Below are 23001 nucleotides of genomic sequence, written 5' to 3' on the forward strand. Positions count from 1 at the left end.
ATGACCAAAGGCAATATCGAAGATTTTTATCCCCTCTCCCCAGCGCAGCAGGGCATTCTCTTTCATTCCCTTTACCAGGCAGAATCGGGCGTATATTTCGGGCAACTGCTGTGCGTCTTACGCGGCGATCTCAATGTTTCTGCGTTGAGAAATAGTTGGCAAAAAGTTGTAGAACGGCATCCCATTTTGCGGACTTGTTTCGTGTGGGAAAAATTGAAAGAACCCGTGCAAGCGGTGCGCAAGCAGGCTGCATTATCTTGGCAGCAGATGGACTGGCGCTCGCTCTCGGCTTCCGCACAAAAACAGCAGCTAGAAACGTTCCTAAAAGCCGATCGCGAGCAGGGCTTTGACTTGACATCAGCTCCCTTAATTCGCATTGCACTGGCGCAGTTAGAAACAGATACTTTTCAGTTTATTTTGAGCCACCACCACTTAGTTTTAGATGGGTGGTCGCTGGCGATCGTTCTTGAGGAAGTTTTTGCATTTTATCAAGCCTTCTCCCAGGGCGAGGAATTGCACCTCAAACGCCCTCGCCCTTATCGGGATTACATCGCATGGCTGCACCAGCAAGATTTATCTGCGGCTGAGTCATTTTGGCGGCAAACTCTCAAAGGTTTTGCAGTTCCAACTGCGATCGCCCGGGGCAATATTGTCGCGGGAAACCGTTTAGAAAATAGTGGCGAACAGCAGGTGATATTTTCTGCAACAGCCACCGCGGCACTGCAATCCTTAGCGCGGCAGCATCAGCTAACATTAAATACCCTCGTACAGGCAGCTTGGGCGCTACTTTTGAGCCGATACAGCGGCGAGGAAGATGTGGTTTTTGGTACGGTTGTCTCCGGGCGACCGCCAGAGTTAATTGGTGCGGAATCGGTAGTGGGGCTATTCGTAAATCCTCTGCCAGTGCGGGTAAAATTTGACCCACATGATTCTATTTTATCCTGCTTGAAAGAACTCCAAGCGCAACAAGTTGAGGCGCGGCAGTATGAGTACAGCCCCCTCATTGAGGTGCAGGGGTGGAGCGAAGTTCCTCGGAGTTTACCTCTATTTGAAAGTTTGGTCGTTTTTGAAAATTATCCTTCGGATGCTTCTTTGCAGGAGAAGATTCACAACTTAAAAGTAGAGAATATTCGCTCCTTGGAAACAACGAATTATCCTCTAACGGTGATGGCGATGCCCGGTGCGGAATTGACGCTGAAAATTATTTTCGATCGTAGCTGCTTTGAGGAAAGTGCGATCGCGCGGATGCTCGGACACCTGCAAACTTTACTGGAAGGAATGACTGCCAATCCTGAGCGGAAACTGTCAGAATTGCCCCTATTGAGCGCCGCCGAACGCCAGCAATTACTTGTCCAGTGGAACGACACCCGAGCGGATTACCCCAAAAATTCCTCAATTCACGAATTATTTGCAGCGCAAACAGAGCGAACTCCAGATGCAGTGGCTGCAATTTGCGAAAATGAACAATTGACTTACCGCGAATTGAATGCCAAAGCCAACCAAATCGCGCATTACCTGCAATTTATCGGTGTAAAACCCGAAGTTTTGGTGGGAATTTGCTTAGAGCGATCGCTGGAAATGCTGGTAGCCATTTTGGGCATTTTAAAAGTCGGTGCCGCTTACGTTCCTGTCGATCCTGCTTATCCCCAAGAACGCCGATCGTTCATGCTGGCCGACGCAAAAGTTCCGGTGCTTTTGACTCAAAAAAACCTCCTAGAAACCCTCCCCGAACACAGCGCTAAAGTCGTCTGTATCGACGCTGAATGGCAAGAAATTTCCCGCCAGAGCGATCGCAACCCCGCTGTTAAAGTGGAAGCCGATCACCTCGCTTACGTCCTCTACACTTCCGGCTCGACAGGCACTCCCAAAGGCGTACTCGGCACCCACCGAGGCACAGTCAATCGCTGTTTTTGGAACCCCTACCCTTTTATCATCGAAGAAGATATTTGCTGTCAAAAAACGTCCTTAAATTTTGTCGATTCGGTTTGGGAAATCTTTGCTCCTTTGCTGCATGGGTTGCCCACTGTGATTATTCCCGATCGAGCCGTCAAAGATATTAACCAATTCCTTCAAACCTTATCAAAGCAAAATGTAACGCGACTGGTGCTAGTTCCTTCTTTGTTGCGCGCTATCTTAGATTCCTTCCCTGATTTAGACAGGCGTTTGCCTCAATTAAAATATTGGATTTGCAGCGGAGAAACTCTGCCGGTGGAACTTTGCCAGCAATTTCGAGAGCAGATGCCCCAGCGGGTATTAATCAATCTTTATGGCTCTTCTGAAGTAGCTGCTGACGTGACGTGGTACGATGCAACTCACTGTGTCGAGAAAGTTCCAATCGGTCGCCCGATCGCCAACACGCAAATTTACCTGCTCGATCGCAATTTGCAACCCGTTCCCATAGGAATTCCCGGCGAGATTTACGTCGGCGGCGATGGATTGGCACAGGGCTACTTAAACCGCCCAGACTTAACCTCGGAGAAATTCATTTCTAACCCGTTTGGGCAAGAAAAATTACATTTTCTCGGTAATTCTCATCAAAAAGTTTTCTTCAAAACAGGCGATATCGGTTGTTACCTGCCGGATGGTAATATAGAATTTCTGGGTCGTGGCGATTGCCAAGTAAAAATTCGCGGTTTCCGCATCGAACTAGGAGAAATAGAGGCAGCACTTTCTCAACATTCTTCTGTGTCCACTGCTGCTGTTTTGCTTCAGGAAAACACACCAGGTAGTCAACGCCTAGTCGCTTACCTAGTTCCTAACTCAGGGTTCAGAAATCCGCACCCAGAAGTTATTTCCGAATTGCGTTCATTCTTGAAGCACAAACTGCCCGATTACATGGTGCCTTCAGCTTTTGTGCTATTAGATGCGCTGCCATTAACGCCCAACGGAAAAATTGACCGCCTCGCCTTATCTCAAAGGTGCGATTATGTTTCTGATGAAACAGCCTTCACTGAGCCACAAACGCCCACAGAGAAAGAAATTGCTGAGATTTGGACGGCTCTTTTAGGGCTAGAAAAAGTAGGAACAAACCAAAACTTTTTTGACCTCGGCGGTCACTCTCTGATGGCAACACAGTTAATATCGCGAGTGCGATCGTGCTTTGGGATAGAGTTAGCGCTGTGCGATTTTTTTGCCGCTCCCACCATTGAGAATTTAGCTGAACTAATCGAGGAAGAAATTCTGGCAAACGCCGATTCTAACCAGATAGATAAATTGCTCGATCTCTTAGAGAAGAGTGATGGAGAGTCAGCACAAACTGTGATGCTGACTGAATAAATATCGGGTTGGCGAAAAAAAACAAAAATCCCTTTTCTCTTTAAGGCTTCGGTGGGGAATAGGAGATTTTAAAAGTCCATTTAACAGGATGAACTCGGGATGAATAAACTAACAGTAAAAGCCAAAGAGTCTCAAGACGTAATGCAGCCATTAAAAGCCTCTGTTACCCCACTTGAAGAAAAGTTAATGGAGCTATTCAGTGCTTCAGAAAAGTCCTTTTTGGCAGAAGAAGCAATGGAGGAGCGAATTTCTGCCCTAGTTCAAGACTTTTTGTACGCAAAAACCGCTAGTACAGATATTGACTTAGAGTTAATTATTCAGGAGTTTAGGGAAAACAAAATTCCCGCCCTTCCTACAGATGTTGGCAATTATATCGATGATTTGACCCAAACCCTCGTTGCCCATTCCATTCACACCTCTTCCCCCCGATATATCGGTCACATGACTAGCGCACTTCCCTATTTTGTGCGCCCGATCGCGAAGCTGTTAACCGCGATGAATCAAAATTTAGTCAAGATGGAAACTGCCAAAGTTTTAAGCCCCTGCGAGCGCCAGACTTTGGCAATGATGCACCGATTAATTTACGATTTTTCAGAGGATTTTTATAACCAGCACATTCAAAAAAGTGACAGCACGCTCGGTATCATGACAACGGGCGGCACCCTAGCTAATATCACAGCTTTGTGGTGCGCTCGCAACGCTTCTTTAGGGCCAAAAAATAACTTTAGTGGCATTGAAAAAGAAGGCTTGTACGCAGCTTTAGAGTTTTACGGCTACAAAGGAATGGTGATAATCGGCTCCAATTTGATGCACTATTCTTTTGAAAAGGCTGCCGGTTTATTAGGCATTGGCGATCGCAATCTCCTAAAAATCCCCACCGATTCCAATCACCGCATGGATTTGGCAGCGCTGCGCCAAACTGTAGCCGAATGTCGCGATCGCAATCGGCACATTCTGGCAATTATCGGTATTGGAGGCAGCACCGATTCGGGAAGTATCGATCCGCTTCCAGAAATAGCGGCGATCGCGCAAGAAGCAAACGCTCACTTTCACGTCGATGCCGCTTGGGGTGGCCCCGTGCTTTTTTCCGAACGTCACCGACACAAATTCGCAGGCATTGAACTAGCAGATTCCGTCACCATAGATGGACACAAACAAATGTATTTGCCAATGGGAATCGGTCTGGTTTTATTCCGCAATCCCCAAACCGCCAAAGTTATTGAAAAACACGCGCCCTACACGGTGCGAAAAGACTCCATCGATCTAGGTAAGCGTTCTCTCGAAGGCTCTCGACCAGGTGCGAGTTTGTACTTGCAAGCCGCGTTAAATATCATCGGCCATCAAGGCTATGAGTTTTTGATAGATGCAGGCATCCATAAAACGCAGCACTTGGCAAATTTAATTCGGGAAAATCCAGCCTTTGAATTGCTGCTAGAACCAGAAATTAATATTCTTTTATACCGCTACATTCCAGAAACATTCAGGGAAAAAGCAGCCAAAAAACAACTAGCCGAAGCAGACAACCACTTCATGAATCAATTTAACGAGCGCCTTCAGGATGCCCAGCGGCGAGCCGGTCACACCTTCGTATCGCGAACAACCCTGCAAAACACCTGTTATGGCAAAACCATTCCCATTGTTGCTTTTCGAGTCGTCCTTGCCAACCCCCTCACCACTGAAGCAGATATCAAAATTGTATTAAACGACCAGATCAAAATAGCAGCAAAGCTTTCCTTAACTATCACAAACAGCGACCACTGCCAGGAGGTGAATTATGATGTCTACTAATCGTTCAGAACGGCTGAAAAACCTCTCGCCCCAGAAGCGAGCGCTCCTCCTCAAAGCATTGGGCAAAGAGGCAGTACAGGCTGAGCAATCTCAGCGCATTCCCAGGCGATCGCAGCAAAATTCTGCCCCCCTTTCTTTTGCCCAGCAACGGCTGTGGTTTCTCGATCGATTGTCTCCCGAAAACCCTGCCTACAACCTTCCTGCTGCTGTGCGTTTGCAAGGGCAATTGAATTTGTCGGCACTGCAACAAACACTCAATGAAATTGTCAGGCGTCACGAAGTTTTACGGACTGCTTTTGCAGAAGTGGACGGGGAACCTGTTCAACTGATTTCTCCTTCCTTGGATTTCGCTTTGTCGGTGGTAAACTTGCGACATTTACCAGAAACTGAGCAGCAAGCTGAAATACAGCAGCGTACTCTTGAAGAAGCCCAACGCCCCTTTGACTTAACGCGATCGCCCTTACTGCGTGCCACTCTGCTGCAACTGGGTTCGGCAGAATATGTGTTGCTGCTGACGATACACCACATTATTTCTGATGGTTGGTCTATGGGGGTATTGGTACGAGAAGTAGCCGCACTTTATGAAGCTTTTTCCACCGACAAACCCTCTGGGCTGCCTGAACTTCCCGTACAGTATGCCGACTTCGCCAGTTGGCAGCGGCAGCATTTCCAGGGAGAGAAATTAGAAAAACAGCTCGCTTATTGGAAACAGCAATTGGGAGGCGGTTTAGCTGTGCTGTCAACAGATAAGCAGCGCTCTCCCTTGCAAACTTTCCGAGGGTCGCAGCAATCTTTTGTGATTTATGCTTCTTTAACTGAAAGGCTGAAAACACTCGCCCAGCAACAAGATGTCACCCTCTTTATGACGTTGTTGGCAGCATTTCAATCTTTGCTATCCGGCCAAATAAAGCAGGAAAACCTCGCTATTGGCTCTCCTATTGCCAACCGCAACCTCCTTGAATTAGAGGAATTAATTGGATTTTTTGTCAATACTTTAGTGCTGCGAATTGACACGGCAGGTAATCCAACTTTCCGCGAACTACTCGGTCGAACACGCGAGGTAGCGTTAGCAGCTTACGCTCACCCCGATGTTCCTTTTGAAAAGCTTGTGGAGGAATTGCAGCCAGAGCGAAATCTCAGCTATAACCCCCTGTTTCAAGTGTGGTTTGTACTCCAGAATGCGCCCATGCCACCCCTGGAGTTAGCTGGTTTGACCTTGAGCATTCTGGAATCCGATGTCGGTATGTCGAGACACGACTTAAGCCTCACTCTCTGGGAGGTTTCAGAAGGAATTCAAGGCTTATTTGAGTACAAAACAGACTTATTTGAGCCTGCGACCATTGCCCGAATGGTGAGAGGTTTTCAAATCCTCCTCAACCAGGTAGTCATCCAGCCAGATATCAGGATCGACGACTTGGCAGAAATTCTTGCCGAAGCAGAAAGGCAGCACCAAATCGAGCAGGAAAAACAAATTCATCTTTCGGGAATTCAAAAATTAAAAATGGCTAAACGCAAAGTCATGAAAAGTTTAAAATGATGGCTCAATCTCTCAGGTTTTTTCGGGAAAAATCGCAAGAATTTCACCAAAGCAAAAGTTATGACAAATACAGAAACAAAGAATCTCAATTCCCAAAACTTAGGCTCAGTTAGGCGCAAAGCCGTCACCCTGTCCTCCGAGGAATTAGTCAAAACCGCCTACCTCCAGCCCGAAAACCTTCTACCTCTAGTTGTTGAGCCAACAGTAGAAAAATTAAATCTCGCAGGTTGGGCACAGAACAATCGCTCATCAATTGAAACACAGTTATGGAAGCATGGAGGAATACTTTTTCGAGGCTTTGAAGTCGGCGGGGTGAAGGGTTTCGAGCAGTTTATTCAAACTATTGCTGGCGACTTGTTGGAATATTCTTTTCGCTCGACTCCGCGCAGTCAGGTGAGCGGAAATATATACACTTCCACCGAGTATCCTGCCGAGCAATTCATCCCACTGCACAATGAAATGGCTTATTCTCGAAATTGGCCGCTGAAAATCGCTTTTTTCTGCGTCAAGAAAGCAGAAGAGGGAGGAGAAACTCCGATCGCTAACAGCCGCAAAGTGTTTGAAAGCCTGGATTCAAAGATTAGAGAAAAGTTGGTCCAAAAAAAGGTTATGTATGTGCGAAATTACGGCGGTGGCGTAGATTTGCCCTGGCAAAATGTCTTCAATACTGATAGCAAAATTGAGGTAGAAGAGTATTGCAAAAAAGCGGGAATTGAGTTAGAATGGAAAAGTGGCGATCGCTTAAGAACTCGGCAAATATGTCAAGCCGTCGCCCAGCACCCAAAAACTCAGGAAATGGTGTGGTTTAATCAAGCTCACCTCTTCCACATTTCCAATCTCGAACCCGCCGTTCGCAAAGAGCTTTTAACTTCTTTTAAACAGGAAGATTTACCCCGCAATGCTTATTACGGCGATGGCTCGCCCATTGAAGATTTTATATTAGACGAAATTCGTCGCTGCTACCAGCAAGAAACGATTGTTTTCCCTTGGGAAGAAGGAGATGTCTTGCTGTTAGATAATATGCTAGCCGCGCACGGACGCACGCCATTTTCTGGTTCGCGTCGGGTTGTTGTCGGTATGGCAGAAGCGTTGAGCTGTCAAGATATTTAGGCTTATTAAAGGAACTTTAGAAATGCAAAACGAAACAATCGAAGGGTTTAGAATCTCTCCACAGCAACGGCATTTGTGGGGGTTACAGCAAAATAAAAGCCAACAGACTTATCGCGTTCGAGGTGCAATTTTAATTACCGGAAATTTCGACAAAGAGATGCTTAAAAGTGCGCTGCAAAATGTCGTGAATCGGCACGAAATCCTGCGTACCAGCTTTCACTGCTTTTCTGGGATGACACTACCCCTGCAAGCGATCGCCAGCACTGGTGAAGTTCCTATCTCGGAACACAATCTCAGCGGTTTATCTCCCGAAGAACAAGAAGCTAAAATCGCAGCGCTTTTTCAGCAACTAAACCTGCTTCCTTTTGATTTTGAGCGCGGCTCACTTTGGCACATCTCTTTAGTCACTCTGGCCCAAGACAAGCACCTATTGCTGGCGAACTTCTCTGCCTTAATTGCAGATAGTGCCACCCTGAAAAATTTCACCCGCGAACTCAGTCTTTCCTACTCAGCCTATACGTGCCAAGAAGAACCAGCCGATGAGCTAATGCAATATGCCGATATTGCTGAGTGGCAAAATGAGTTACTCGAATCAGAAGAAACGGCAATCGGCCAAGAATACTGGCGAAAGCTGAACATTGAATCTTGGGATTTATTAACGCTTCCTTGGGAAAAGAAGAATGGAGAAGCGGAATTTCAGCCACAAGTAGAAAGGGTGGAAATTCGGGGTGATTTGTTAAACAGCCTGGAAGCGATCGCCCCAAAGCACAAAAGCGATATTTCTGCCTTCCTGCTGACTTGCTGGCAAATTCTCATTTGGCGGCTTACCAGAGAACCAAACCCGATAATCGGCGTAGCGATTGACGGTCGAAAATATGAAGAATTAGAACACTCTCTGGGGCTGCTGTGCAAATACTTACCCCTACGATGCCCAGTGCAAGACGAGTTAAATTTCTCACAAGCGAGGCAGCAAGTTGAGCTTAATCTCAACGAGATGTACAACTGGCAAGAATATTTTAGCTGGGAAGAAATCTTAGAAAAAGAAAAAAGCAGCAGCTTTTGGCCCGTCTGCTTTGAGTTTCAAGGAGAGCCTAAGAACTATGATAATTCAGACGTTTCATTTTCCCTTGTTCGGCAAGATGCCTGCTTAGAGCCATTCAAACTCAAGCTCTCCTGCCTTCGCCTGTGCAATTCCATAAGCGCTGAATTTCACTACGATTCCGCTTTATTTGCTGCGGGAGATATAAAGCGTTTGTCAGAACACTTTCAGGCGCTCTTAGAAAGCGTAGTCAAAAATCCCGAAGTCGCTATCAGTCAGGTAGACATACTGAGCGATCGCGATCGTCGGCAACTTCTCATTGACTTTAACCAAACTCAAAAAGATTACCCGAAAAATAAATGCGTTCATCAGCTTTTTGAAGAACAAGCAGAACGCAACCCAGACAGCATTGCCGTCGTCTTTGAAAGTGAACAAATCACCTACCGAGAACTCAACGATCGCGCCAATCAACTCGCCCATCACCTGCAAAACTTGGGAGTTGAACCAGAGGTCTTTGTTGGCATTTGCCTCGATCGCTCCTTAGAAACAATCCTAGGAATGCTGGGCGTACTCAAAGCCGGTGGCGCCTATTTACCCATCGATCCAACGACCCCAATAGAGCGCAAAGCGCTAATCCTAGAAGATGCTCAGGTAAAGGTTTTGCTCGTACAAGAGCGGCTCATCGAAAGCTTACCGAAAACTCAGGCAAATATTGTTTGCATCGATACAGAAATTCCCACTGTTTCTGCATCTTACACCGCTCGCGCCTCTTCAGACAATTTAGCTTACCTCATCTATACTTCCGGTTCCACTGGCATCCCCAAAGGAGTCGCGATCGAACACCGACAACTGCTCAATTACCTGCACAGCATTCAGGAAAAATTAAACCTACCAGCCGATGCCAGTTTTGCTACCGTTTCCACCTTCGCCGCCGACTTAGGAAACACAGCGATTTTCCCCGCCCTTTGTTTCGGCGGTTGCCTGCATATTATCTCCCAAGAACGCGCCACCGATCCAGAGGCACTGGGTGAATATTTCAGCAGCAATCCCATCGACTGCCTCAAAATAGTTCCCTCTCACCTAGCCGCCCTTTTAAATTCCTCTCAACCCAAGTCAGTTTTGCCTGGTAAACGGCTTATTTTAGGAGGTGAATCTACCAACTGGAGCTTAATTAAAACACTTCGCAATCTGGCTCCCAGTTGCTCAGTATTCAATCACTACGGACCAACAGAAACAACTGTAGGTGTCCTGACTTATCAAGTCGAATTTGATAAAATAGGGTGCGATTTTGACACAGTTCCACTCGGTCTTCCGATTGCCAACACTCAGATTTATATCTTGGATTCTTACTTGCAGCCGGTGCCGATAGGCGTATCTGGTGAACTGTACATCGGCGGTGATAATTTGGCGCGCGGATATCTTAACCGCCCTGAATTAACCGCAGAAAAATTTATTCCCAATCCATTTGACACGCAAGCAAAGACGCGACTGTACAAAACCGGCGACTTGGCTCGCTATTTGCCAGACGGAAACATCGAATTTATCGGGCGAATTGACGACCAAGTAAAAATTCGCGGTTTCCGCATTGAATTGGGAGAAATTGAGGCGGTGCTGGGGCAACATCCAGATATCGCGCAGGCTGTAGTTGTGGCGCGGGAAGACGAGATGGCACAAAAGCGCCTCGTGGCTTATTTGATTTCCGAGCAGAAACAAGCACCTACCCACAAGGAAATTCGCAATTTTTTAACGTCAAAATTGCCGGAGTACATGGTGCCTTCTGCTTTTGCGACCCTCAAAAGTTTGCCTTTAACTTCTAACGGAAAAGTAGACCGACGAGCACTGCCCGCACCTGACGAAATGCGACCGGAGTTGACAGAAAACTTTGTCGCGCCTCGCACAAATATCGAGGAAGTTTTAGCCGCTATCTGGGCGGAAGTTCTCAAAATTGAAAAAGTCGGCATTTACGACAACTTTTTTGAATTAGGAGGGCATTCCCTATTAGCAACTCAAGTAATTTCTAGAGTGCGCCAAGCATTTCAGGTAGAGTTGCCTTTGCACCGTTTATTTGAGTCGGCTACTGTCGCCGATTTTGCAGTAGCGATCGCGCAAAAGCAAGCCGAACAAACAGACAGTGAAATGCTAGCGAGGGTGTTAGCAGACCTCGATCAACTCTCAGAAGCACAAATTCAGGAAATTCTCGCCCAGCAAGGAGTCAGCAAATGAGTGATTTAATCGAACGCATCGCGGCTCTTTCTCCCCAAAAACGCGAGTTGCTGTTGCAGCGGCTCAACCATAAAAAAGAAAGCGTTTCGCTAGAAAAAATTCTGCCTCAAAGTCGAGAGTCTAACACTTTTCCTCTGTCCTTTGCTCAACAGCGGTTGTGGTTTTTTGAGCAGCTAACTCCAGGCAACTTTACCTATCACATCGTCGCCGGCGTGCGTTTGACGGGAACACTCGACGCGAGAGCCCTCGATCGCAGTCTCAACGAACTTGTCAAGCGTCATGAAGTTTTGCGAACGGCTTTTAAGACAATAAACGGGCAACCCGTTCAGGCGATCGCTTCAAACCTGGAATTGAAAATTTTAGAAATAGATTTGCGATCGCTTCCTGAAACTGAACGATCTCGCGAAGTAGAAAGGTTAATCGCCGCAGAAGCAAAACTTGCTTTCGACCTGTCACAAGCACCCTTATTGCGTGCCAAATTGCTGCACTTGAGCGATTCAAACTGGGTGCTGCTATTGAGTACGCACCACATCATTTTCGATGGCTGGTCAATGGGAATATTCATCCAGGAACTCGCCACGTTTTATCAAGCCTTTTGCACTGGCAAACCTTCTCCCCTTCCCGAACAGTCGGTACAGTACGCAGACTTTGCAAGTTGGCAGCGCCAGTGGTTGCAGGGAGAAGTTTTAGAGACGCAGCTTGCTTACTGGAAAAAACAGCTCGGAGGCAATCTCCCCGTACTAAATTTGCCAACCGATCGCCCCCGCTCGGCAGTACAAACCTTCCGAGGTGCCGTGCATAAATTCACCATTCCCAAGGCGATCGCAGAGGAAATCGCCCAATTAAGCCAGCGGGAAAAAGCTACTTTATTTATGACCCTGCTGGCAGCGTTTAAAACGTTGCTCTATCGCTACACCGGGCAAGAAGATATTTTAGTCGGCTCCCCCATTGCTAACCGCAACCGACGCGAAATCGAGGAAGTAATTGGCTTATTTGCTAACACCTTAGTTTTCCGCACCAATCTGTCGAGCAACCCGACTTTTAAAGAGTTACTAGCCCGCGTGCGAGAAGTAGCTCTCGGCGCCTACAACCACCAGGATTTGCCCTTCGAGAAACTGGTAGAAATCATACACCACGAACGAGATTTAAGTCATAATCCGCTATTTCAGGTATTGTTTTCTCTGCGAAATGTTCGGACGCCGCAGATAAAATTGCCAGGAGTGACGTTGAGCAGTTTGGAAATAGAACGGAACACGGCGAGATTTGATTTAGCGCTTGACCTGGAGGAAGGATTAGAGGGCATTAATGGAACGCTTGAGTATAGCCAAGATTTGTTTGACGCTAGCACAGCACGGCGGATAGCCGGACATTTTCTAACCTTACTAGAAAGTATAGCTGCCAATCCCGAACAGCGCATTTCAAATTTGCAAATTTTGACGAAACCTGAACAGCAGCAACTGCTGTTTGAGTGGAACAATACTCAATTGGAAATTCCGAAAAATCAGTGCGTACACGAATTATTTGAAGCGCAAGCAGAGCGGACGCCGGATGCGATCGCTGTCGTCTTTCAAAATGAATATCTGACTTACCGGGAACTGAACAAAAAAGCAAATAACCTCGCAAGTTACTTGCAAAAAATCGGTGTCAACCCAGAAGTTTTGGTGGGAATTTATGTCGAGCGTTCCCTAGAAATGATGGTAGGGCTTCTCGGCATTCTCAAAGCTGGTGGCGCTTACGTTCCCCTCGATCCAGCGTATCCACCAGATCGCCTTGCATTCATGCTGGAAGACGCGAAAATTTCAGTGTTACTCACTCAGAAAAAGCAATTAGAAACGCTGCCAAAAAATAGCGCCTCCATCGTGTTTTTGGATGCAGATTGGGAAGGCATATCGAGCTGCGACGAGCCAGTCGTGGGTTTACAAAATTCCTCCAATTTAGCCTATGTCATCTATACTTCAGGCTCAACAGGTAAACCCAAAGGAGTGCAAATTTCCCACGCCTCTGCCGTTAACTTATTGAGTTCTATGCGCCAACAACTCGCGATCGCAGACCGAGATGTTTGGCTAGCAGTAACATCCTTATCTTTTGACATTGCAGCGCTGGAACTGTTCCTGCCTATTACAACAGGTTCTCGCGTTGTTGTAGCCAGCCGAGAAGTGGCATCAAACGGGGAAAAGCTTTTAGAAACATTAACAAATTCTGGCGCGACAGTCATGCAAGCTACTCCAGCCAGTTGGAAAATGCTTTTAGCTGCAGGATGGCAGGGAAACAATCAATTAAAAATACTGTGCGGGGGAGAACCTTTACCCCGACAGATCGCCAATCAGTTGCTTTTGCGCGGCGCTTCTGTGTGGAATTTATACGGCCCTACAGAAACCACTATCTGGTCTACTCTCTATCAGGTTGATTGCAAATATGAATCAGTTTCCATCGGTCGCCCGATTGCTAACACTCAAATTTTCATCTTAGACCGCTATTTAATGCCGGTTCCCGTTGGCGTATTTGGCGAACTGCACATCGGCGGTGCCGGCTTATCTAGAGGCTACCTAAACCGACCGGAACTGACAGCAGAGAAGTTTATTCCTAACCCCTTTGCAGAGGACGGAATTCATGCTTCATTCATCCTTCATCCTTCATCGTTTATTCTTTCAGAACGCCTCTATAAAACCGGGGACTTGGCTCGCTATCTCCCAGATGGAAACATTGAATTTATCGGGCGCAGCGACCACCAGGTGAAAGTTCGCGGATTTCGCATCGAATTAGGCGAAATTGAAGCGGTACTCAGCCAATACCCAGCCGTGCGAGAAGCGATCGCACTGGTTCGAGAGGACAATCCGGGCGACAAGCGTTTAGTAGCTTATATCGTTGCTAAATCAGAACTCCGGGGCGGACAGGGGGACACCGATCCTACGCATTCAGAATTTATTAATCACTTGCGCGTCTTTCTCAAACAAAAACTGCCGCAGTACATGATGCCGTCAGCGTTTGTGCTGCTGGAAGCAATGCCTTTAACGCCTAACGGAAAAATCGATCGGCGATCGCTACCTGCACCTAACACAAACACAGCAGAATTCGAGAATAATTTTACAGGCCCTCGAACTCCCGACGAGCAATTAACAGCAGAAATTTGGGCGGAAGTTCTCGGTTTAGAGCGAGTGGGAATTCACGATAACTTCTTTGAATTGGGAGGTCATTCATTGCTGGCTACTCAGGCAATTTCTCGCCTGCGAGAAGCTTTTCAAGTTGAAGTGCCCTTGCGCTCTCTTTTTGAATCCCCTACCGTCGCAACTATCACCGAAAGCCTCTTGCAATATCGCGCCGAGCGAAAACTGAAAGCACCCCCCATCAATCGGGCGTCAAGGCAGGGAGGATTGCCCCTTTCTTTTGCACAACAACGGCTGTGGTTTCTCGACCAATTGCAGCCGGGGAATCCTGCCTATAATATCCCAGCAGCCGTGCGCTTGCAGGGGGCGCTCAATGTAGCGGTTCTAGAGCAAACTTTTCAGGAGATTATCAAGCGACACGAAGCATTGCGGACAACTTTTAAATCGGTAGAAGGGCGACCAGCTCAGGTGATTATTTCATCTTTTAATTTCACATTGCCGATCGTAAACTTAAGAGACTTATCGCAAGCTGAACGAGAAGCCGAGGCAATGCGACTCGCCGCTGAAGAAGCGCGACAGCCTTTTGACCTAACAAAATGGCCGTTACTGCGCGTCACATTGTTACATCTTGACGAGACAGAATACCTGCTGTTACTGACAGTACACCACATCGTAGCTGATGGCTGGTCGATGGGGGTACTCGTGCGGGAAGTGGCGGCGCTTTATGAAGCTTTCTGCAGTGGCAAACCTTCTCCCCTACCCGAACTTTCTGTACAGTACGCCGACTATGCTGTTTGGCAAACAAATTGGCTGCAAGGCGAAATTCTCGAAGCAAAACTCGCTGACTGGAAGCAGCAGTTGGGTCAAATTTTGCCCCCGCTGCAATTGCCAGCCAAACAACCGCGTTCTGCTGTTTCTAGCGATCGAGCTGAGATTCAAGAATTCCAGCTTGATTGGCAACTTTCAGAAGCGCTAAACGCACTCAGTCGGCAACAAAATGTCACCTTATTTATGACCTTGTTGGCAGCATTTCAAACGCTGCTTTATCGCTACACAAACCAAGAAGATATTGTAGTCGGTACTGACCTGGCAAACCGCACACAAGTTGAGACTGAAGCTTTAATTGGTTTCTTTGTCAATATCCTCGTCTTGCGAACCGATATGCGCGGCAATCCTACATTTCGCCAACTGCTCGATCGAGTCCGCGAGGTGACATTAAAAGCTTACACTCACCAAGATTTGCCCTTCGACAAACTGGTAGAAGAACTGCGTCCCGATCGCAGCCTGACTCAGACACCGCTCTTTCAAGTTTTATTCGTCATGCAAAATGCGCCTATGCCGAATTTAGAAATGGCGGGTTTAACTTTAATGCCGGTGGCAATTGATAGCGGTACGGCTAAATTTGATTTAGCGCTATTTGTGTCGGAAACAGAGACAGGAATTGTCGGCAGTTGGAAGTATAATTCCGACCTATTTGACAGAGAGACGATCGCTCAAATGTCAAATCGCTTTGAAACCCTCCTCGGCAGCATTGTGGCGCAGCCTGACAGTCGTTTGAACACTTTAGAAATTCTCACAGAAGCGCAGAAACAGAAACAAGCCATGCAAGAATTAAAGCGTGAAAAAAGCAATTTTAGTAAATTCAAAAGCGTCAAGCCGAAGCCAGTGGGATTGCCGCAAGGCGAATTGATAAAAACGGAGTACCTGCACCCCGACGAACTCTTTCCTTTAGTCGCAAAACCCGCAGTAGCCGATGTCGATCTCGCAGACTGGGCGAAAAATAACCGCGAATTTATAGAGGCAAAATTGCTACAGCATGGAGGGATTCTTTTTCGAGGGTTCATCGGCCCTGTGGTTTCCGCATTCGAGCAGTTTGCACTCTCAATTTGTTCGGAATTATTTGGCGAGTACGGGGATTTGCCACGCGAAGGAGTTAGCGGAAAAGTTTACGGTTCAACTCCTTACCCAGCAGATAAAGCTATCTTATTTCACAGCGAGAGTTCGCACCTGCACCGCTGGCCGATGAAAATCTGGTTTTTCTGCGTTCAGCCAGCGCAACAAGGCGGAGAAACGCCGATTGTTGACTGCCGTAAAATTTACCAGTTGCTAGACCCGAAACTCACAGAAAAATTTGCCCAAAAGCAAATTATGTACGTCCGTAACTACACAGACGGACTGGATGTAAGCTGGAAAGATTTTTTCCAAACCGAAGACAAATCCGTGGTTGAGGAATACTGCAGGCAAGCTGGGATGGAATTTGAGTGGAAAGCAGGAAATAATTTGAGAACTCGCAAAATTCGCCCCGCAATTGCCAAGCACCCAAAAACCAAAGAGATGGTATTTTTCAATCAACTTCCCTTGCACCACATTTCCTGCTTAGATGCGGCAACCCGCGCTTCCTTGCTCTCTGTTTTTGGAGAAGAGAACCTCCCCCGCAATGTTTATTACGGTGACGGCACTCCTATTGAAGACTCGGTAATGGAAGAAATTCATGCAGTGTACGCGCAAGCTGCTGTTAGTTTTCCCTGGCAAGCAGGAGATATCTTAATGCTAGATAATATGCTGGTCGCTCACAGTCGCAATCCATTTATCGGTTCGCGAAAAATTGTTGTAGCGATGGGCGAAATGATTCCGGAATCAGAGATTTAATTCCCTCTCATATCATTTCCGGTTACACCGGAATGATGTTGACTGTTGACGGTTGACTGTTGACGGTTGACTGTTCACGGCGTCACCAGTCAACCGTCAACAGTGAACTCGAATTTACTATTCCGATGCTAACGGATTTGATATCATCTCTTCCAGGCCAAGGTAACGAGAATAAAGTAGTGGTTTGATAAATAGGAACAATGCAAACAATTAATGGATTTCGGCTTTCACCCCAGCAAAACTATCTGTGGCTGTTGCAGCAAGACAGCCCTGCTTATCGCATTCAATCCGCTATTTCGATCGAGGGAAGTCTTCAAGCCCATCGCCTAAAGAAAGCTTTAGAAAAAGTTAGCGACCGTCACGAAATTATCCGCACAAGCTTTCAGCGAAAAGCCGGGCTAAAAATTCCTATACAAGTTATCTCCGAACATAGCTCTGTTTCGTGGAACTGGGTTAACTTAAGTGAAGTAAATCCCCAGGAGCAAGAAGCCAAACTAGAAGATATTTTTCAGCAAGAAAAGAGCGCTTTATTCAACTTCGCTCGCAATCCTGTTTGGCACTTGTCTTTAATTACACTTTCCTCGGAAAGGCATATTTTACTGGTTAGTTTGCCCGCACTGTGCGCCGATAGTCGCACACTAAAAAATCTGGTTCAAGAAATCAGCCAGTGCTATGCCGCCTGCCTTCACGGCGAAGAAATTACCGATGAAGTTGTGCAATACATTCAATTTTCCGAATGGCAAAATGAATTGCTCGAAGATGAGGAAGCGGCGGAGGGAAAAGAATACTGGACTGGGCATAATTTTTCAGCGCTAGCGAGTTTAAGGTTGCCGTTTGAAAATAGATTAATTAACGCGCCAGCTCAATTTACTCCCCAAGCTTTTGAGGTCAAATTAGAGTTAGCTTTGCTGGCAAAAGTGGAAGATCTCGCCCGCCAGTACAACACCTCACTTTCTACATTCTTGCTCGCTTGCTGGAAAATTTTGCTCTGGCGGCTGATTGGCCAATCAGAAATCGCTGTTGGCGTGGCATTCGACGGTCGAAAATACGAAGAACTAGAGCCAGCGCTTGGGCTGTTTGCCAAATTTTTACCGCTGCAGGGCCAACTAACAGAAAACTTTTCCTTCGCGGAAACCTTGCAGCAAATTCAGCAGGAAGAACGCGAGGCATACAAGTATCAAGAATATTTCTCCCACGAATATCTAGGCAACTCTTCCGGCTTTCCATTTGGTTTCGAGTTTGAGGAACAACTCGGAAAGCATTCGGCTAGTGGCGTATTTTTTTCGATTTACAAGCAGTATGCGTGCTGCGATCGCTTCAAAGTTAAACTCTCTTGCCACCGCCAAAAAGACTCGCTCGCCGCTGAGTTTCACTACGATCCTATCTTCCTGGCAGACAACAGTATCCGGTGCTTGGCAGAGCAATTTTACGCCTTAGTGCAAAGTGCAGCCACCAACCCACAAACCGCAATCGGCAAGCTCCAAATGCTGAGCGATCGCGCCCGAAATCAATTATTAGTAGAATTCAACAGCACAAAAGCAGATTACCAGCTCGATAAGTGCGTTCACCAGCTCTTTGAAGAACAAGCAGAGCGATCGCCCAACCGTATAGCTGCTGTTTGTGAAAATCAGCAAATTACCTACAGCGAACTCAACGCCCGCGCTAACCAAATCGCCCATTACTTGCAACAATTAGGCATAAAACCAGAGGTGATTGTCGGCATTTGCGTCGATCGCTCTTTAGAGGCGATCGCTGGAATTCTAGGCATCCTCAAAGCAGGTGGCGCGTACCTACCGCTCGACCCAGCCATGCCCAAAGAGCGCCTAGCATTGATGCTGCAAAATGCTCAGACTCCAGTGCTGTTAACCCAACAGCATCTCATCACAATTTTGCCTGAAACTAAGGCATATATCGTCTGCTTAGATAAAGACATTCCCTCTTTTTCTCCTACTACTTTCGTCTCTGCTTCTCCGGAAAATTTAGCTTACATTATCTATACCTCCGGTTCCACCGGCACCCCCAAAGGAGTCGCGATTGAACATGGGCAACTGCTCAATTACCTGCACGGAATTCAGGAAAAATTAAACCTGCCATCAGGTGCAAATTATGCCACCGTTTCTACCTTCGCCGCCGACTTGGGAAACACCGTTATTTTTCCTGCTTTGTGTTCGGGTGGATGCCTGCACATCATCTCTCAAGAACGCGCAACAGATCCTCAAGCAATGGCGGCTTATTTTCAGCAACATTCTATCGATTGTCTTAAAATTGTTCCCTCTCACTTACAAGCTTTGTTGAGCGCTTCTAACGCCTCGCAAATCTTACCGAAAAAGCGATTAATTCTCGGCGGTGAGCCTTTGATGTGGAATTTAATTGAAACAATTCAGAAATACAATCCAGACTGCTCGGTATTCAACCATTACGGGCCGACAGAAACAACTGTAGGCGTGCTGACTTATCAGGTACGAATGCAAGGCGATCGCATTTCCCAGACAGTTCCTTTAGGTCGCCCGCTACCCAACACGCAGATTTATTTGCTCGATTCGCACTTGCAGCCGGTTCCTGTAGGAGTAGCCGGTGAATTATATATTGCTGGGGCAGGATTGGCTCGTGGCTATCTAAACCAACCAGAACTCACCGCAGAAAAATTCATTTGCAAGTCATTGACTCAGGAACCGGAAACTCGACTTTACAAAACTGGCGACTTAGCTCGCTATTTGCCAGACGGAAATATAGAATTTATCGGTCGCGTCGATCGCCAAGTAAAGCTGCGAGGTTTCCGCATTGAATTAGGGGAAATTGAGGCGGGTCTGTCTCATCATCCCTCTGTACGCGAGGCAGCCGTTTTACTTCAGGAAAATGAACCGGGGAATCAGCGTTTAGTCGCCTATATCGTTTCTCACTCAAAACTCAGCGTTCAGGACTCACAACTGATTGAAAGCCTCCGTTCATTCCTCAAAGAAAAGCTGCCCGAATACATGATACCTTCTGCTTTTGTGGTTCTGAAAGCGCTGCCACTGACTCCCAATGGCAAAATAGACCGTCAAGCGCTTCCTGCACCGTCCGTAGCAGCCAATTTTACAGATACGTTTGTAGGCCCTCGCACTCCCGGTGAGGAGATTCTTGCCGGAATTTGGAGCCAGCTTCTCAACCTTAAAAAGGTAGGAATTCACGACAATTTCTTTGAATTGGGGGGACACTCATTACTGATTACTCAGTTGTTAGCCAAAGTGCGAGAATCTTTTCAGGTGGAATTGCCTTTGCGCGTTTTGTTTGAAGCTCCTACTGTAGCTGGTTTAGCTGAAAAAATCGAAATCCAACAAGGGGGCAACACAGCGGGCGATCGCACTGCAAGTTTCGATATTAACGCTGAAGTTGTTTTAGATCCGGCAATTCGCCCTGCAACTCCATTGAGCGAGCCAAAAACTGAACCAGCTTGCATACTCTTAACAGGGGCGACGGGCTTTTTGGGAGCCTTTTTACTCCGCGATCTCTTGCAACAAACTCAAGCAAAAATTTATTGCCTAGTCCGTTCTGCCGATTCAGAATCAGCTAAAAAGCGGATTCAAAGCAGTCTCGAATCCTATTTAATTTGGGATGAAAGCAGCAGCGATCGCATTATCCCAATTGCTGGAGATTTGTCTCAACCGCTTTTGGGGCTTTCCGAGGAGCAGTTCCGAGTTTTAGCCAGTAAAATTGATGTCATTTACCACAATGGCGCGTTTGTCAAGTTTACTTATCCCTACTCGGTTCTCAAACCCGCTAACGTTTTGGGGACTCAGGAAGTTCTGAGATTGGCGAGTCAAAGTAAGCTAAAACCAGTCCATTTAATTTCTACAATTTCCGTTTTCTCGGCAAGGGGAGAATCTGGGATTAAAGTCGTGCGAGAGGAGGATGAACTCACTCCGGGAGAGAATCTCAAAGGTGCTTACACTCAGACTAAATGGGTGGCAGAAAAGTTAGTAGAGGTCGCGCGCGATCGCGGCATTCCTGTTAGCATTTACAGGCCAGGCCGCATTTCTGGGGACAGCCAAACAGGGGCCTGCAATCCCAGCGATTTACTGTACAGGTTAATGGCTGGTTGCGTGCAACTTGGATGTGCGCCCGATGACGATAAGCTGATGAATGTAGCGCCTGTTGACTATGTGAGCAGAGCGATCGTTCATCTTTCGAGCCAAAAAGAATTGCTCGGAAAAACTTTTCATTTAGTCAACACTCAGTCGTTTCAAATGAGTGAATTGCTTGGCTGGATTGGCTCAATGGGTTATCCAATCAAACGAGTTTCTTCTGAGACTTGGCAAGCAGAAATAATCAATCGCGCTGGATCTTCTCCAGAAAATGCGTTGTATCCACTTGTCGGTCTTTTCTCCGAAAAAGTTTCGGAAGCAGAAATGCCTAAATCTGCGACGCTGCAATTCGATTGCCAGAATGCCTTGAAGGGACTTTCTGGAACGGACATTATCTGCCCGCAAGCGGATGCGAGTTTGTTTCGGACTTATTTTTCTTATCTCGTCGATTGTGGCTTGATAGGTAGCCGCAATTAAAACCTGTAAGGGCGCAATGCTTTGCGCCCTTACCTAGCTCACTCTCTGGAGAATTCAAAATGAAGGAACAATTACAGCACATACACATGAAAGCGCTGATTGAGCGCTACACCGATCGCACAAAGACCTCTAAGAATTTCGCGCAAAAATACCGTCCGGTTCTCGCTGACAATCGGGCTTCTGATGGGTTTCGCTTTCCCGTCAAGGAGATGTTTTATCCTATTGTCGCCGAGCGATCGCTTGGCTCTAAAATGTGGGATGTTGATGGCAACGAATACATCGATATCACGATGGGATTTGGCATCAATCTTTTCGGTCATAATCCGCCCTTTATTAAAGAAGCCCTATTCGAGCAACTCGATCGCGGCGTGCAAATTGGTGCTCAAGCAGAACTTGCCGGAGAAGTTGCAGAATTAATCTGCGAACTAACGGGAATGGAGCGCGTCGCTTTTTCTAATACCGGCACTGAAGCGGTGATGGCAGCTCTACGATTAGCTAGAGCGGCAACTAAACGCAATAAAATTGCTTTGTTTTCTGGTTCTTATCACGGTCATTTTGACGGAACTCTGGCAGTTCTAAAAAAGATAGATGGCGATTTACGCCTCATTCCAAAAGCGCCAGGAATTCCCGCTAATTTTATTGAAGATGTTTTAGTTTTGGATTACGGAAGCCCTCATGCCCTGGAAATTATCAAAGCTCATCAGCACGAATTAGCGGCGGTTCTCGTGGAGCCGGTGCAAAGCCGCCGTCTCGATTTGCAACCTAAAGAATTTCTCCAGCAACTCAGGCAATTAACAAAAGAATCAGAAATTGCGCTGATTTTTGATGAAATGGTCACCGGTTTCCGAATTCATCAAGGCGGCGCGCAGGCGTGGTTTGGCATTGAGGCAGATATTGCAACTTACGGTAAAATTGTCGGGGGCGGTATGCCCATTGGAATTATCGCTGGAAAAGCTGCTTATATGGATAAAATTGACGGCGGTTTGTGGAACTACGGCGATGATTCCTATCCCCAGGTAAAAACAACAATTTTTGCCGGCACTTTTTGCAAGCACCCACTTGCTCTGGCCGCTGCGCGTTCCGTGCTGCGCTATCTGAAAAGTCAAGGCCCAACCCTTCAGCAGCAGTTGAATCAGCGAACTTCGCAGCTAGTTGAAACCCTGAATGCTTACTTCAAAGAAAATGAAGTCTCTTTAGGGCTTGTAAATTTCGGATCGCAATTTCGCGCTGTTGCCTCCGTTCAGATAGATCCACTACTTTTTCACTTAATCGAAAAGCGTATTTTTATATGCGAAGGTCGTAGCTGCTTTCTCTCCACCGCTCACACTAATGAAGACACAGATCGCATCATTCAGGCGGTTAAAGAGAGCATTCAAGAAATGCGGGAAGGAGGCTTTTTCCCGATTCAGCAATAAACTTGGTTTTTGATATCGCGCATTTTTAACGGAATCAGATTTAACTCACCTCCGAACCTCAATTTTCAGGAATGGAGAACTGGGTGAGCGTTAGGGACAGAAATTATAGAATATTTCTACTTACCATTGTCTCGGATGATTCACTTTGATCTACTCAATCCATGTACGCTGCCCGTTGGGGGTTGCGGAATGTGGGTTTAAATGTCTGTGCGTTGCATCCCACATTCCGCAGATATTCAAGGAGAGGTAAAGGAAGATAGATTCGGCAACAAGAAACTCCCAAACGATTGCCGTGCAATCGTTTGGGAGTTTTTAGTGT

At 46.8% G+C, this 23001-nt stretch carries 8 protein-coding genes; all 8 read left to right on the plus strand.

The genetic code is table 11. From position 1 onward, the window contains the following. The 8 genes from QUA25_RS03065 to QUA25_RS03100 all read left to right on the plus strand — a co-directional run bounded on the left by QUA25_RS03065 (position 1) and on the right by QUA25_RS03100 (position 22682). Entirely contained in the window at positions 1-3276 is a 3276-nt protein-coding gene (locus QUA25_RS03065; protein ID WP_333035468.1) for an amino acid adenylation domain-containing protein, read from the plus strand. 99 nt (positions 3277-3375) lie between these two features. Further along, complete coding sequence (gene panP, locus QUA25_RS03070; protein WP_333035469.1) at positions 3376-5064, plus strand: pyridoxal-dependent aspartate 1-decarboxylase PanP; 1689 nt, start codon at positions 3376-3378, stop codon at positions 5062-5064. Then, positions 5051-6601: a condensation domain-containing protein gene (locus QUA25_RS03075; protein WP_333035470.1), complete on the plus strand. Its 1551-nt coding sequence runs from the start codon at positions 5051-5053 to the stop codon at positions 6599-6601. The genes panP and QUA25_RS03075 overlap by 14 nt, the downstream gene beginning before the upstream one ends. Positions 6602-6661: 60 nt before the next feature. Further along, positions 6662-7711, plus strand: coding sequence for a TauD/TfdA family dioxygenase (locus tag QUA25_RS03080; RefSeq protein WP_333035472.1), 1050 nt, complete (start codon positions 6662-6664; stop codon positions 7709-7711). Positions 7712-7733: 22 nt separating this feature from the next. Beyond that, the gene (locus tag QUA25_RS03085; RefSeq protein ID WP_333035475.1) at positions 7734-10973 is read left to right on the plus strand and encodes an amino acid adenylation domain-containing protein; all 3240 of its coding nucleotides are present in this window, start codon (positions 7734-7736) and stop codon (positions 10971-10973) included. After that, on the plus strand, positions 10970-16726 hold the full coding sequence (locus QUA25_RS03090; protein WP_333035476.1) for an amino acid adenylation domain-containing protein: 5757 nt from the start codon (positions 10970-10972) through the stop codon (positions 16724-16726). The genes QUA25_RS03085 and QUA25_RS03090 overlap by 4 nt, the downstream gene beginning before the upstream one ends. 200 nt (positions 16727-16926) lie before the next feature. Further along, positions 16927-21267 (plus strand): amino acid adenylation domain-containing protein, encoded by a 4341-nt coding sequence (locus QUA25_RS03095; RefSeq protein ID WP_333035477.1) that lies wholly within the window; start codon positions 16927-16929, stop codon positions 21265-21267. Between the two features lie 59 nt (positions 21268-21326). Further along, positions 21327-22682: an aspartate aminotransferase family protein gene (locus QUA25_RS03100; protein WP_333035479.1), complete on the plus strand. Its 1356-nt coding sequence runs from the start codon at positions 21327-21329 to the stop codon at positions 22680-22682. Positions 22683-23001: the final 319 nt, after the last annotated feature.

Origin of the sequence: Microcoleus sp. Pol17C6 (assembly GCF_036701145.1) — a bacterium.
GTDB lineage: Bacteria > Cyanobacteriota > Cyanobacteriia > Cyanobacteriales > Microcoleaceae > Microcoleus.